This is a genomic window from Mucilaginibacter sp. Bleaf8 (genome assembly GCF_018390515.1).
GTDB lineage: Bacteria > Bacteroidota > Bacteroidia > Sphingobacteriales > Sphingobacteriaceae > Mucilaginibacter.
This window is the reverse complement of sequence record NZ_JAHBBK010000003.1, coordinates 185056-199992: the sequence shown is the minus strand read 5'-3', so window position 1 is coordinate 199992 and position 14937 is coordinate 185056. Positions and strand designations below refer to the sequence as shown.

At 50.8% G+C, this 14937-nt stretch carries 14 protein-coding genes; all 14 read right to left on the bottom strand.

Annotated features, from left to right (window positions below):
• Nucleotides 1-74: 74 nt before the first annotated feature.
• On the bottom strand, nucleotides 75-581 hold the full coding sequence (locus KHS38_RS14315) for a hypothetical protein (protein ID WP_213489287.1): 507 nt from the start codon (nucleotides 579-581) through the stop codon (nucleotides 75-77).
• A complete protein-coding gene (locus tag KHS38_RS14310; protein WP_213489286.1) occupies nucleotides 511-810 on the bottom strand; it encodes a hypothetical protein in 300 nt (99 codons plus the stop codon). The genes KHS38_RS14315 and KHS38_RS14310 overlap by 71 nt, the downstream gene beginning before the upstream one ends.
• Nucleotides 811-864: 54 nt before the next feature.
• Nucleotides 865-1323: a PH domain-containing protein gene (locus tag KHS38_RS14305; protein ID WP_213489285.1), complete on the bottom strand. Its 459-nt coding sequence runs from the start codon at nucleotides 1321-1323 to the stop codon at nucleotides 865-867.
• A complete protein-coding gene (locus KHS38_RS14300; RefSeq protein ID WP_213489284.1) occupies nucleotides 1307-1900 on the bottom strand; it encodes a hypothetical protein in 594 nt (197 codons plus the stop codon). The genes KHS38_RS14305 and KHS38_RS14300 overlap by 17 nt, the downstream gene beginning before the upstream one ends.
• Entirely contained in the window at nucleotides 1900-2676 is a 777-nt protein-coding gene (locus tag KHS38_RS14295; RefSeq protein WP_213489283.1) for a DUF4099 domain-containing protein, read from the bottom strand. The genes KHS38_RS14300 and KHS38_RS14295 overlap by 1 nt, the downstream gene beginning before the upstream one ends.
• Nucleotide 2677: 1 nt before the next feature.
• On the bottom strand, nucleotides 2678-3847 hold the full coding sequence (locus KHS38_RS14290) for an ArdC family protein (RefSeq protein WP_213489282.1): 1170 nt from the start codon (nucleotides 3845-3847) through the stop codon (nucleotides 2678-2680).
• Nucleotides 3786-4268 (bottom strand): M23 family metallopeptidase, encoded by a 483-nt coding sequence (locus tag KHS38_RS14285; RefSeq protein WP_213489281.1) that lies wholly within the window; start codon nucleotides 4266-4268, stop codon nucleotides 3786-3788. Before KHS38_RS14285 ends, KHS38_RS14290 begins: the two co-directional genes overlap by 62 nt.
• Entirely contained in the window at nucleotides 4265-4672 is a 408-nt protein-coding gene (locus KHS38_RS14280; RefSeq protein ID WP_213489280.1) for a hypothetical protein, read from the bottom strand. Before KHS38_RS14280 ends, KHS38_RS14285 begins: the two co-directional genes overlap by 4 nt.
• Nucleotides 4673-4741: 69 nt before the next feature.
• Nucleotides 4742-5155, bottom strand: a complete 414-nt coding sequence (locus tag KHS38_RS14275; protein WP_213489279.1) for a hypothetical protein — start codon at nucleotides 5153-5155, stop codon at nucleotides 4742-4744.
• Entirely contained in the window at nucleotides 5152-7152 is a 2001-nt protein-coding gene (locus KHS38_RS14270) for a type IV secretion system DNA-binding domain-containing protein (RefSeq protein WP_213489278.1), read from the bottom strand. Before KHS38_RS14270 ends, KHS38_RS14275 begins: the two co-directional genes overlap by 4 nt.
• Nucleotides 7153-7278: 126 nt before the next feature.
• Nucleotides 7279-12741, bottom strand: coding sequence for a helicase-like domain-containing protein (locus KHS38_RS14265; protein WP_213489277.1), 5463 nt, complete (start codon nucleotides 12739-12741; stop codon nucleotides 7279-7281).
• Entirely contained in the window at nucleotides 12742-12957 is a 216-nt protein-coding gene (locus KHS38_RS14260; RefSeq protein ID WP_213489276.1) for a hypothetical protein, read from the bottom strand. It lies immediately after the preceding gene.
• Between the two features lie 10 nt (nucleotides 12958-12967).
• Nucleotides 12968-13762: a DUF4138 domain-containing protein gene (locus KHS38_RS14255; protein ID WP_213489275.1), complete on the bottom strand. Its 795-nt coding sequence runs from the start codon at nucleotides 13760-13762 to the stop codon at nucleotides 12968-12970.
• 1 nt (nucleotide 13763) lies between these two features.
• Entirely contained in the window at nucleotides 13764-14933 is a 1170-nt protein-coding gene (gene traM, locus KHS38_RS14250) for a conjugative transposon protein TraM (RefSeq protein WP_213489274.1), read from the bottom strand.
• Between the last annotated feature and the right edge of the window lie 4 nt (nucleotides 14934-14937).

Genomic DNA, 14937 nt, shown 5'->3' with positions numbered 1-14937 from the left:
TAATATCCTAATTATCAAGTATTTAACAATTATCTCCTTCCGTTAATCTTGTAATTTATAGACGCAATTGACTATTACTTAGGAGGCGTCTTTTTCATAATGCTCTCGATAATAGCCTTTTTAATCCGGGCTTCCTCTTCCGTGACTGGCAAGTAATGTACTGTCACGCGGTATCTTTTCACCGGCTCCTTAGGGACTATCACTTTGCCGATTTTGGGAGATTTTTTGTTTGTGGAGGGGTTGTTCTGATCTTTTTCCTCCGTTGAGGATCCTAACTTATCTTTCATGGGTAGCCATTGAATAAAAATCTTCAATGCCCATATTGCAATCGCAGTACGGGTCTCGTCATTTCTCAAGAAATCTCGTGCTTCATAAAGCAAGCGACAAAAAAATTGAGCAAAAAAGAAAGGTCCCGTACGCTCGCCGCCGGGACCTTTCAACCTAAACCTTATCACAATTGCGGGCGAAGACCCGCTTAAGGCTGTAAACTTATCAATTATTTTATTGCCGTCAATATAAATGACGGTTAAAAGCGGACTCACGCATGTAGTCATTAAAACGCCGCTGGTATTCGCGCTCATCACTCATGCGTTTATTGAGCACGGCACACCGCCAGATACACAGCACCCAGGTTAGCAGGGCCACACCAAGGCAGGTCAGGTTTTCTTTTTGTACTTCGGTGATCAAAGGCTGCGCTGCCTGGTAATGCGCCGGTGCCAGCACAGGCTCCTTCTTCCTCCCTAACAAGCCAAACAAGGCAAAAGTGGATATAAAACAAGCTAACAAGACGTTGCGAACAATTGCTTTCATGATACTTTCGGTTATTTTAAGATACTAAATTAATTAGTAACCTAAAGTGCATTTTCAATTTATTTCGTAAATATTATTGCCATGACGGGCCTCCTGTACCCGCTCCCGGATCGTATCTGTAATTTCGGAAAAAGGAATGCCATGGAAAGTGATCACTGCATTTTCGGTGTCTGTACTCTTCAGGGTAAGGTTCATCAATCGAAGCAATTGTAAACTGAAAGGTTGCGTAATGATGAAGTCTTTGATACGGTACATTTCCAGCTGATCTACCCGCTTGAATAAAAGTCCCCTGGTCAGGCGGATATACTCCCTGCTGATCAGGTATTGCATACTCCTGATATACCACATTCGGTATCCTGCGGCCGCACATACCGGAATGCTGAAAAAAATAAAATAAGGTGACAGGTACCAGGCCAGTAGAAGAAACGTCAGGCTAAACAGGATCAGCGGCAATACCTGCAGGAAAGCAAAACTTACGGCAGGCCGGAGCACAATATCATCGGTTGTTGTCATGTTGTAATTGATTTAAATAGGAACTGTGTAAGATCGGCTTGCGCGTCCGGATACCCGTTCGGAGGCCAAAAGCTCTTTCAAAAACGCTCAGGGTAATCTTGCTGTCTTCAAATATTTCCAGTTTCTCAATGTTCATGATCATGGTTTGATGACGGACATGAAGCAACCGAAAGCGCATGCCCTTCAAGCCGGTGGCAAGTTTAATATCCGTCATGTTGCCGACGAGATCGTTGCCAAATACCAGCGTAAATTTGCGTTTGGGGAAGTGGCGGCTGATCCAGTCCACCTGGCCGGGTTGCAGCTGGTTACCAATAGCGATGAAGGCCACGTGATCCAGCTTGGGATAACGTGGCCGTTGCAGCGTCAGAAAAGCGATGGCTTCCATAGCGGAATTGGTGATGACAACTTCCGAAGCAACATCCGGCCCGGCTAACCAGAGGTTGCCGGTGGTCGGCACCTTGTGGAACCCGTTGCCAAACTCTTCTGTGTCCGTGCCATAGTGGAAGACCAATTCATTCAAGTTGAAGTAAGCCTGCATCTCCGGCGGCACACCTAAATGATCAAGCGCAGCGATCATCAGCGTGAACTACTGCCGCGTCCGGCGGACCGGGTAAATGGGTTAGGCAGGAACTGACGCTGATTTTCGACGTCTTTCAGTGCGTTGTAGTAGCCAGGACTTAGTTTTTCAGCGGCTTTGCCGTCCCGCTTTTGATTGAACAGGGCATTCAGTCCTTTATACACCATATAGGAAAGTCCGCCATCGATCAGGATCGAAGCAACCAGCGCCAATTTATTGGAACGGATGCCGTGATGATCAACGCCTGAATACGCCAGTTTGGTACCATCAGCAATCTGGACTTCTTTGCCCTTGCGGTAATTTTCCTTCTGCGCAGGTGTCAGAAATTCATTGTTGACCATATCCGGTGCCAGGATCTTTTCCGTATCGGAGACGATATACTCTCGGGTCTCGGCATCATACTCCACGAGCAACTCCTTTTTATTGCCCCTGTCATCAATGGTAATCTTCAGAAGGCTGGCAACTTCGCCTTTCTGTAGCTGCTGTGCCTCATTGTCGTCCAGAAAATCCGGGGTAACCGCTTTGCGATAAATCGGGTGGATCAGCAAATCGACTTGGCCTGCCTGATTCGGCTGCAGGGAAATTTTGGCGTGGATCGATTTGATTTTGATGTTTTCGGCCTCCAGGTCGTTTAACTCCAGGATACCTGTTCTCCTCCCGGAGAGCAGGGCTCTCAGGTCGTCGACATTCAGCAGGAGCTGGCCATTCGCGGCCAGCCCGATGGTTTCCAGATCCTGGATCGGAAGCTCATTTTCAGTATAATGGATCAGGTTCATGTTATCTGCCTATTTTATAAGTTTGCGCTGTTTCCCGGCTTTCTTCCAATGCCATTTCCGGTTCCCTCGGATGATTCCTGGCTTCCAGCAAGGAGTTGTAAAGCCCGTCCGAAGGTTTGATATTTTTGCGGGTACCGCTGGCGTCCTCTACCTTGACGCTTTTATTTTTGTAGGTTTCCAGCACTTTGTAGGAAGTATCCAGGTAAGCGATCTCATCGCCTTTCTTAAATCCCTGGTTAGTGGCGGGCCCCTGTTTCTGTTCGCGCTTCGGGCCGACCCCCAGCAACAGGTTGGCCGCTTTTTGGGCGTCCCGGGCAGCACGCGCAATTTCAAAGGGATCGTCCTGTAAGATTTTTACGAAGTTGTTCATGTAGGCGGCCTGCTGGCCGAAGTGGTGCCCGATCTTTAATTCCGCGCCAATCAGGATGCCGGCAATGGCGGCGCGCATTTCCTCGCGGGCATACTCCAGCGATCCCAGCTTGCCTTCCATCGGGCGGTTGAGGCGGCTCTCGTGCCCGGACCAGTGTGCCAGCTGATGAACGGCCGCCTGGTAGTATTTGGTCTCGTTTTCAAACTGCTCCATTTCCGGCAGGAAGATCGCATCACGCTGCTTATCGTAATAAGCCTCCTGTCCACCATGGATAATGACCGCTTTGCTGTCAGCAACTAGCTTCTCCGCCCTTTCCAGAGGTGACAAGGGCTGTGCTGCGTTTTGTTGCTGCAGGTATTCCTCCAGGGGCAGCAGGTCATTGAGCTGGCTGCCATTGAAAAGGAAGGCTTTAGCGGCCTGCGGTTTGTCGAAGGTGACGGTTTTGGTTTGCGTCACCCCGGCCTCGTCCTGGATGCGTTTGCCGTCCGCGGTACGGATGGCCTGGATGTCGCTGGTCTTTGGGAACTCGATCAGCGTGCCTTTTTCGTCCTTCTTTACCCATGAATTGGCATAACGGGCGGCATCGGCAGACATCCAGCGCGGATCATCATGGCGCTGCATCCCTAAGGCGAGCGCGTTGAGCGCGCTGTACCCTTTGCCGGTCGTCGGGTTGACCGGTGCGACAAAAGCGGGCATGCCGTTTTCTTTGAAGGGTTTCTGGAACAGCGAGTTCCCGCTCTTAATTTCCCCGATCAGCTTTTCCGAAAGCAGCACGGGAAGTGCTTTGAAATTTTTGCTCATTTTCGATTTTTGTTAGCATTACATATAAAAATTGAATGGGATTGACAGGCCGCTGCCGGTAACGGATACTGAAGTGCAGGTGTTCGCCGGTTACCCGGCCCGTGGCGCCGGTGATACCGATCGGTTCACCGGCAGAAACGCTTTCTCCTGCGCCAACCATTACCTGGCTAAGATGCCCGTAGACGGATTGCACCTCACCGTGCGTCAGCCGGATATAGACCCCTAACCCCTCCTGGTACCCGGTGGTAGTGACCACGCCATTCAGGATTGCATAAACGGTATCATGCCGGGCCCGAAGGTCGATACCCTCATGCAGGATGTATCTGCCGCTGAGGGGATGTACCCGGTATCCAAACCCGGAGTTGATGTGCAGGTGTTTAAGCGGCAGGCAGACTATACAGAGACTGAAAAGGAATTTCAACGGCCGTAACTTTTATGGGCATCCAGCCGTTCGATCTGCCGGACGGGATCCAGCGCCCTTTCCCATACACTGGGATTGTCGCGGGCCATTTCCAGCGCGGACAGGGTTCCCAGACTGGTACCCCGGTCCATCAGCAGCATGATTTTGTAAAGGGCCTTAAAATCATTTTCCGGCATGGCCGAGCCGTTGGATGTCAGATTCCTGACGATATCCTGCTTGTCCTTCAGCTTCAGCAGGGTATCCCAGGAATAAACGCCTTCGCCGCCGCCGGGAAACGAAACATACATTTCATTGAGTTCCCGCGGATAGGTCATGACGCCAACCTGGCCCTGTCTTTGGACCGGGTCGTCTTTAAAATCTGGATGGACCAAAACCAGCGATCCGGTTAAACTTTCGTTTTTCATTGCATTGATTTTTAAAATGGATTGTTTCCGGCCCCGCCGGATGCGGTTATGCGCTCCGGAGGGCCTGCATCAGCGTTTGATGCTTTTGGCCTGTTTAAGGCCCAATACCTCTTCGAGGCTGCTCACGCTTTGTTCGCGGATGTTTTCGTTATCCCGTACCAGCTCCAGGGCGCTGCGCAGATGTTTGGGTGTACCGTGGTGGACCAGGCGTGCTATGGACCTGAGATCCTGAAGGTCGTAGGGCGTCAGGTCAATCGAGTGGTTTTGCAGGTATTCCATGATCTCATCGGCCGGCTTCAGGACCATCAGCGCATCACTGCCGTGCAGGTGTGGCTGGGGGCCGCCGTAGGTTACATAGAAATCGTCCCTGGCGGGGTCGGCTTTCAGGATCTCACCGATCACGCCCTGTTTGTCGGCATGGGCTTCCCACATTTCCGGGTGCATCATGACGATCGTACCCCGTAAATTTTCTTCGTTGATCATTTTCTTAAAGTCGTTTTAACCGGTCCGGGCGGAGCCGGAATCGTAAAGGCGAGGACCATTTCCTGAATTTGCTGCGTGATGACGTTGAAGTTCTGGCGCAGTTTCTCGTCGGCCTTACCATCAAAATCATAATAGGACGGCAGCGGTCGGTAACCTTTCTCCTCGCGCCTGATCTCCGTCATGTCCAGGTTAATGCGGCAATTGACGGCTGAAGTTTCAAACTGCCCGGTGAATTTTTCCTGGGCATCGGCAGCGATCATGCCGACCATTTCCCCGGCGTTCAGCGAGGCGATCTTGCCTGCCGGGATCAGGACCTCCAGTTTTTCATTCAGGGAAGTGGACGTCTTGTTCCGGTCAATGGACAAGCCTTCGCCCAGTTGTTTCGATTTGCCGAACAGGCGTTCCAGCCATTCCAGCGTCTCTTTATTTCTGACCGAGCCCGACAAAACACTGCCGACCACCGCTGTAATGGTTGCCGCCGTATCCTTTCCGTACTGCTGATTAAACTGCGGCAATTCCTGCAGGCCCATCAGCACGGCTACTTTATTGGAGCGGGCCGTCGCGATCAGGTTCTCCACGCGATGCACGAACAGGGTCGGCACCTCATCGACGATCAGGGCGGAAGGCAGATTGCCTTTGGTATTGATCAGCTTGGTCAGCCGGTTGATAATAATGGAGTAACAGGCGGAGTTGATGTTTTGGGTGTTGGGGTCATTGGCCAGCACCAGCATGCCCGGATTATCTCTGGCGGAAATCTTCAGGTTAAAATCATCGCCGGAAAAGACCCAGTACGTTTCCTTGGTGGCCAGCCGGCTGATAAAGATTTTCAAGGTGCCGATCTGCCCCTCCAGCTGGTCAAAGGCCTTCGCGTTGTAGGCCGTCATAAAAGGCGACAACAGCGGCTTGAGTTCGGGTTCAGAAGTCAGGGCACCGAAGATTTCTTCATAACTCCGGTTGAGCAAGGCCAGCACATGGGGGAAGCTGGAATAGATGCCATTCTTGTACTTACTCATGAAGTAGACACAGGATGCCAGAAAATTAATGGCGGATTGTGTAAAAAACTGATCGCTGCCACCGGAGCGATCCCCTTTCTTCAGCGCTTCGACCAGTGCCTCTGCCGTTTCTGCGGCGTCAGCCAGGGAGCGGATATAATCGGCCCGCCAGGGATTGATCCGCCGGCTTTTTTCCATGTCATTCAGATTGATGACATGAAAGGCGTAACCCTTCAGCTTACCGTTCTGCTTGGCCAGCAGGTAATGGTAATAAGCGATCTGCCCGAGATCGGGAAACTTGAAATCATAAAGACAAACGGCGAATTCCTTGGCGACCAGCTGACGGATAAAAGGATTGACCACCGAAAAGCTTTTGCCGCTTCCGGGCGTGCCGATTACCATAGTACCCCGGAAGACATTACAGATGTTGATCCAGCCGTTCCTGACCTTCCCTTTATAGTAAAACAGCATGGGGATGTTCACGGAATAAGGCGTTTCTACCTTCTTGACGGGCTGCATAAAGCTTTCCGCTTCCGTATTCCATTTGTCCTTGCCTAATCCCGACCGGATGAACTTGGAGACATTATCCATCGAAACGCTGACCATGAGTGCCCCGGTAAAGGAGCATACCATATACAGCAGGTTAAACCAGGACGTATAAGCCAATGCGAGCGGCGAGGGACGACCATAATAAATGATACTGCCGAAGAACAGCAACATGCCGATCAACATCGGATAAGCGATATGCTTTTTGGGGTCAAGGTCTGTTTTCTTTTTTGCCAGCGTACCGATGCTGACCAGGCAGATGAGGCTAAACGTTGCCAGTTTACTATAGACCAGGCTGGAATAAATAAAGAGATGAGATAATCTATCCAGCGGGGTAAAAAAAATGCCCCAGAAAGGGGCATCATGATAAATAAAAATAGCAGCTTCCAGCAGGAGCGACAGATAAATGCCGCATTGCAGGAAACCGTGGAGTTTTTGCTGATCCCGCGTTTCTTCCATATGTAATTTGTTTAAAGTGAAAAGGGATTAGCTACACTAATCTTTCAAGTGATAGGAACTGCAATCTAAAACCACCAGTTGTTGCAGGTGGTGATGCAAGGATGGCTAGGCCCTTCAAAGGGTTGTTCACCGTTTGACTGCGGACTTTATGGCGACTGATTCTTCCGGACCGTCGTCATGAACCAGCTGTTCCTCAGGGGTGGGTTTGGTTTCCGCCTCTGCAATTTTTTGACTGATTTCCAATTCCAGCTTTTCCAGATCTTTTTTCAGCGCAGCGAGTTCCCCTTCCTGTTCAAAAGGGCGTTTGGTCAAAGCGGTGATTTCCGGTATTTGTTTCTCCATACCTGCAAGTTCCTTTTCGTAGCGCTCTGCCATGCCAACCACCCGGTCGATGGCGTTCAGGAAGTAGCGCGCCGCCAGTTTAGGGTTATCAATATTCGGGGCGCCTCCGTTTTGCATATACTTGATGCCTGACTCGCGGCTCTGGGCATATAGGGAGGTCACAAATTCGATCTTATCGGAAAACACCGTATCCAGGGTTTGCAATTTTCGCCTGATAAAAAGATCAAAACCATATAGTTCACCCAGGTGATGGTCGGTTTGACTGGGCTGCTCCGGTGTCCAGTGCGTATAGAGGTGAATCAATTGCTGACCAATAGCGACGGCATCCGCGCTCTGGAGGCCGGCCAGCCTGATCGGATTGAGTTTGACACCATCGTTATCATATTTCAGCAAGGACTTGTAAGCCGTTTCGTCCGCTTTGACCAGTTCCAAAGTGGCTTTCGTATCGCGGCTTCTTTTGTTTAAATCGTCCAGCAAGTAGCGGCTGCGCGAGACTTCTTTGAAATGAGCAGCTTTATAACCCTCCAGTTCGGCCAGCTTCTTTTCAATCCTGGTCTTTTCCAGCAGGGAGGTGTCACCCGATAAAATAGCGATGTATTCAGAGAAATTCATCCCGTTTTGTTCATCCATCGCGCCTTCGTCCAGCGTACGCTTGGCTAACTCATTGTTTTTCATCTGACTGATGAAGGTCTGCTTATTTTTAAGCAGGTTAAACTTATAGTTGTCTAAAGATTGCTCGACGGCATAGATATAATTTTTGACCTGATTCCCGTAGTGCATCTTCGCCAGCCAGTTACCCTGCCGGGCCCCTCTGCCATCCCGTTGTTCCAGCTCAGAAGGCTTCCAGGGGATATCCAGGTGGTGCATGGCGACGATCCGCTGCTGAACGTTCAGACCAGTTCCTGCCTTCTCCGTACTTCCGATCAGGATGCGGATTTCTCCGGCGTTCATTTTCTTAAAGAGTTCCTTCCGCTGTTTGTCAGTTGACCAGTCGTGGATAAACGTAATCCGGGCGGCAGGGACATCAAAATCGGTAACCAGTTTATCACGAAGGGCATCGTAAATGTTGAACTCGCCGGTTTTAGGTGTGCCGATATCGCTGAAAATGATCTGTGTCCCGCTGTGCGGGGTGCTTTCATGATAGATCGCTGCTACGTTCCTGGCGCAAACATTGACCTTGTTCCCGGGATGGTCGCCGAATCTTACCGGGTCGATCAGCCGCATATCCACGGCCATTTTTTTGGCGTAGTTCGTCGCAATCAGCATCCGGCCCTTATCTTCGTCCCGCGTCAATGGATTTCGGCCAATGAGGGTAGCGTCGCCTGTTTTCGCGAACTGCATCAGCCGTTTAATGAAAGCCTGCTGGTCGGGCGTCGGTTTGATATTAACCAGCACCTCATCGATCTCCGGTTTGTCCAGGCCGATATGCCGGGCGGTTTTATAATCGGTGATCTGGTTATAGAATAAGGCCAGCTCCGGTACTTTAATGAAATGCCGGAAACGTTCTTTGGCCCTAATCTCGTTTGTGACGTTAAATTCAAAATCTACCGTTTTCCGCGCATATACGGCCGCCCAGGCATCGAAGTTGGAAATCTGCTGCCATTCAAGTTCTCTGGGCCGTAAATACTTAAAGATAAGGTACATTTCGGTCAGGCTGTTCGATATTGGGGTGCCGGATAAAAAGGTCGCGCAGAGATCCGAATCATTCCTTTCCTGCAACGTACGGATAGCGAACAGCATGTTCAGCGCCTTCTGACTGCCGGCCATATTACCCAGACCGGCCACTTTCGTATGCCTGGTGGTAAACGTCAGGTTCTTGAACTTATGGGACTCGTCGATGAACAGGTGGTCGATATTCATTTCACGGAAATTGATCCCGGTGTCTTTCCGCTCCTCTATGGCGGAGATCACGCCCTGCAATTTGGCCTCCAGGTTTTCCTTGCGTATTTCGAGCCCTTTCAGCATTTCACGGGAGATCTCATCACCGGATTTTTGTATGGTCAGCAGATCAAGTTCCGTGTTATCCAGTTCTGTTTCGAGGATCTGGCGCTGGATTTCGGGCGCCTGCGGAATCTTGCCAAACTGGTCGTGGGTCAGGATGATGCAGTCCCAGTTATTATTTTTGATCTCGTGGAAAATGCGTCTGCGTTTAGCCGGTTCAAAATCTTTCTCACCCGGTGCCAGCAATTTAGCCTTCGGATAAGCCAGCCGGAAGGTATCGGCGATCTGCTGCACGTTCGCTTTCAGCGCGATGATCATCGGCTTATGCACGATGCCCAGCCGTTTCATTTCCATGGCGGCAACGATCATGGTCAGCGTTTTACCCAGCCCGACTTCGTGGTCGATCAGCCCGCCGTTGTTCTGGATAACCCGCCAGGCAGCGTTGCGTTGCGAGGAATACAGGTCCGGGATCTTGAGTGCCTTGAAATCAAGCCCAGGAAATGTAAGATGCCCGCCATCAAATTTTCGCAGCGTATAGCAGTTATAGGTGTCATTGTACCGCTTTTCCAGGAATTGTTTATCCTCGTTCGGCAGTTCCAGCAACCAAAGGAGATAGCGCGACCTCATCTGGTCGATCTTGCGGTGTGCATTCTGAATCGCTTCGGTATCCGGAATACGAACCGTTTTGCCATCACGTTCAACGGGATAGGTAAAGCTTGGATTAACGTTCAGCAAGGCATATTCCAGCAAGGTCCGGCCCGTTACTTTGTGGCTTTCCCTGGGCGTAACAGAAAATTCCTCGTTGGTCACCGTATTGCCCCCCTTGGCGTAACTGACCTTATAAGTGTCAATCGAGCCAAAAAACGACACCTGGGTCTTTAGTTTGAACAGGTCAGTAGCGAAACGCTGGTAATATTCTACCGGTACCCAGCGTTCCCCCAGGTTAAAATCCAACCGTTCAAACGGTATTCTTTCGGGCTGTACACGTTTGATCGCAGCGAGGCTGCGGGCGATATGGAGGTGTTCAGGCGATGCTGCTGCCTCTTTTTCCGCAACAAGCATTTTTTCCACGACATTTCCTGAAAGATACTGATCGATCGTTTCCCAATTCATCGCAGCCGGATTCAGCAGAATCTGCTTATCCAGCCGGACGATCAGTTCTTCCTCTGTGAGGCCGGTCATGCTGCCCATTAACGGCAGGTCCACCCGGCCAAGATCATTAAGGCAACGTGCGAGGGCTGCGGACGGATCATCGGTTTTGAGCATTTCCTTTTGCAGAAAAAGCGGCCCGTAGAAGATGTCTGACCGAATGAATTTGTCGCCTTCCCGCACTTCCAGAGAAGACAGCATCCGGAATCCTAATGCCAGATCAACGAGTATGCGGTTCCGGTTGACTGGTTTATTCAGTTCTCCGTACTGCGTCAGAAAGGCATCGTACTGGTGGTTGAGGGACGTCCTTAATTCCGGATACTGGATCCGATGCTGCGTTTCAAGGGCTGTCAGTTCCAGGTAAAGATTTCTGATCGTCAGGTAGTCTTTGTAAAAGGCGATGTGCGCCTGCACATCGAGCGGTTTAAACGTTGCTTCGCCATCCTTCGGCTCTCCGATCAGTCCCAATTTATCGTTCAAGAGCACCAGTGTGTCCTTTTCATGGAAAGGCTTCAGGTTCGTGAATGCTTTGTCCCTGTCCGGCAGCAGCTGAAAGGCAGGTTCAAACGACCTGTCCCCCTCATACCGGTAGTCATGGCGGTATCGCTTGAGCTGGATGGCCAGTGCATCCAGTTCGCGACCTAACTGAACACCGGGCATCCATTTCGAGGAGAAGGATATTTCCGCCACGTTGCTGTACAACTTATAGACGTAACGGTGGTTCGACAAACTTCTGGCTGTTAGCATGACGATGCTGTCATGCTGTGGTTTCGTGGTCGTGCGAATGGCACTGATCAGTTTGGCCGTTCCGGCGTCCACCGTCTGCCGGTCGACAGCATCCAGGTAAGCTGTGGCACGATCGGTTTTTGCCGGATCAACCGGCGCGTCGAACAGGCCTAACTGGCCGGCCACCAACGGCAGCCCGGCAGCCGCTTGTTCCGTTTCGGGAACTGGCAGAAAGGTAAATTGCCGGAGCGGGCTATTCTTGGCTGTAAAGGAAATCGCCTGCCATTTGGCATAGTCAAGACGGGCAAAACCTGTGACGAGATGCTCCCGGAGCAATGGAACAATATCCTCCATAGGACCGTTCTGCCAGGCGACACGGGAGGCTTTGCCGCGTGCGTTGGTTCCCTCGATGATCTCATCCGCAAAAATCAGTTCGTTCCGCTCGGCCAGCCAGGCATTGATGAAGTATTTTCCAAAATTGTTCTGCCGTTCTACGGTCTCGATCAGCTGGCTCTCCGCCTCCGTAAGGGTTTCCTTCCGGTCATTCTTTTGAACGAGAATCAGGTGCATGCCGACTTCCACGTTCGCATGCTCCTTCATCAGGTTGGCGGGCAGCACCGCAACGGACAGGAGATCAGCCGAGGTGAACAGGTATTTCCGCGCATTGACATTGGACGGGTTGTTCAGGAATGCGTCCGTAACGATGTAGGCCAGCAGGCCGCCGTCAGCAATCTTGTCGAGGCCTTTGGCAAAGAAATAGGTATGCACCTTCGCGGAAATACCGCTTTTGTTATAGGCCGGATCATGGACAGCGATCTTTCCAAAGGGAATATTACTGATCACAATATCTGCTTGTCCTTTTTCAACCGATGCCGTTTCTTCAAGCTTTTTGACCTGGACATCCACGGGGATGGCATGGACGCTGCTTAGTGCCGTTAAGATCTTACCGGTTAGAATATCCTTCTCTACAGCGTTAACGTGCTCCAGTCCTTCAAAAGCCTGTAAAGCTTCTTCTATAAAGATCCCGGCACCTGCACTGGGTTCGTAGAGCCGCCTGGGAAAAATACGGCTTTCGGACATGGCCGCGTAAATCACTCCGGGGATATAGCCGGGCGTAAAATAGGCGGTTTGTGAACTGCTTTTGACCGAGTCGATCGCTGCTTTGTAATCTTTCTCCGTCAGTTTAGCTGCAAGCATTTCATGTAGTTCCATGACTTGCGGATAGAGTCTCAGATCCGCGTCGGAGGCGCCAAAGTTTAACCAGGCGGCCCTGTCTCCCGGTGGGAACAGGACAGCTTTTAAGCCACCGAATCCGGCATACCGCTTCAAAGCCGCTAATTCTGGTTCAGTAAGCGGCTGGCCATGAAAGTTCAGCGCGATACGTATCGCTTCGATGTTATCGCCCATCTTTTTGATCGGGTTGAAAGCCATCTAAACCTCCTGTAAATAAGCAGCGATAGTGCCGATCACTTCATATTTTAAGAAGCGGTCGTCCTCATCCAGCCCCTTGACCAGGGGCGCGCACAGTTCGAGGATATTAGTAAGCTCGTAGTGTAAGATGCCATGATTGGAAAATCGCAGGTAGGTGCCCCAGAACTCCTCTTCCAGCACGAGTTTGACGTAATCGTAGGCGATGGGATCAGTCATATTACCTTAATTAGTAAGTCAGCGTGTCCGCATCCAGGATATCCTGGTAGGACACCGACAGGGTGATCACCCTGCCCGATAATTGTTTTTCACTCAGCTCGGCATGTAAAACCTTATTGCCGGGAAAAGACATCTTCCGGAAGACGAAAATGTTGCGGTAATTTTTACTGAATCCCGGCTGCTCCAGCAGGGTATACTCCGGTTTGATCTCAACCGATTGGTTATTGGCAGCCTTGGTCACCTTCCGGTCGTCAATCTTGAACCGGAAGTCCTGAATGTCATATTTCAGGTTCGTTTTGTTATGATAGGAAATGTCCAGAAACAGATAATCGTCGAGGGTATAGACATGGTTGAGCTGACCGGTAATACCAAATACCCTGACGTGTTCCATCCTTTTGTCCGGCGCCCGGGCCATCAAACCCAGCGAGAGCTCTTTCAATTGATTCCGGGATAAACGGATGCCGGCTATATCCAGGGGCTTCATATCTGCCGGCACAATATTGACCTCGGTCGGTACATCTGGGGATCCCGGCAGCAAGCGGTATTGTGCGATAAACTTCTCACCTGCAACCGTAACCACGGCGCCCGGAAAGACCCTGAGGGAGTCCCGCCGTTTTAAGCGCAGTACATTTTTTAAGGGCAGGTCGCCGATCAGGTCATTGCTGGAAATGTCTACGTACTGAATCGGTTCCGGGGAAATAAAATGAAGGGTCAGGTTTTCAGGCAGGTAGGCCACCGGCAACTTGTCCTGCGCATAAAGGGAAGGCGCGATCAGCACCATCAGATAGCAGAATAATTTTTTCATATTAATAAGATTTTTGAGCGCTTTGTAACGCATCAGTGTCGATGAGATAGAGGTAAGAATTGTATTTTAGCTTGGCTTTGTTCTTGCGGATCAGATCCGCGATGGCTGATGAGGTGCTTTGGAAAACTTTATCCAGCGAGCTCATGATAAACTGGCTGTTTCCAGATCCGCCGTCCAGCGTTACGCCCTGCACGGCATTTCCACCCAGGTCTTTCGTGAAATCCCGGAAGGCGGAGGCGGGTACGTACAGGCCGGGCATACCGTCCATATCATAGACCTGCAGTTTTACCGGCAGGATCTTACCATCAAACAAAATGGACGTAATCGCCAGGCTGACCCGCTGGCCGGAGAATCCGTTGATCTGCGCAAAAACATAGGTTCCTTTGTTGATCAGCGTCTTCCCGGCCCTGATATCCTCCAGCAGTTTCAGCCGCAACCGGGAACCCGCATAGCCGGTGATATTCTCATCGATCACTGCGCTGATAAAAGCGGCTTGCTTAACGGGCAACACCGTGTTAAACGCATCTGATGCCGTTGGCGCTTTACTGACCGTCAGGATCACCTGGGTTTCCTTTAGCTTCGCCGCCTGTTCAGCAGCAATTTTCTTTTTCAGTTCCTCTTTATAGGCCGGATCATTCTGTTTGTTAATGCTGTCCATAATGGCCATTTGCTGCTTAAAGACTTCCATGGGGTCTTTCTCCCTGGCCGGTTTTTCCGACTGGAAATGCTGATCACGCACCTGCCGGGTCATGGCATTAACAGCCTGCGCCACCTGATTGTCCCGAACGGGATAAGCGGTGGAACGATGGAGCTGCCCCGTGGCATAGCTAATTTTCATGGCCTGGCTTATCGAGTCCAGCTTTTGCTTTTGCAGGTCAGAATAGTCATTATGATAGGCCGGATCGCTGGAGCGTTCACCCGGAATAGCGTTCACCGCGGTCGCGCCGTTGGCTTCCTTGTAAGTGTTCCGGTAGGCATTCAGCTTATCGGCGAGTTGTTTTTTTCTGACCCCTGACGATACATTACCGACTGAGCCATTTAATCCTGCCATTTCCTTGACCGGCGGTTTCGACTTCGCAAAGCCGGTTTGCCAGGTGTAGAAAAAAAAGCAGAAAAAAGGCAATAGAATTACCGGCAACACATATTTGGGTTGCTTTACATTTATTTTCATGGTG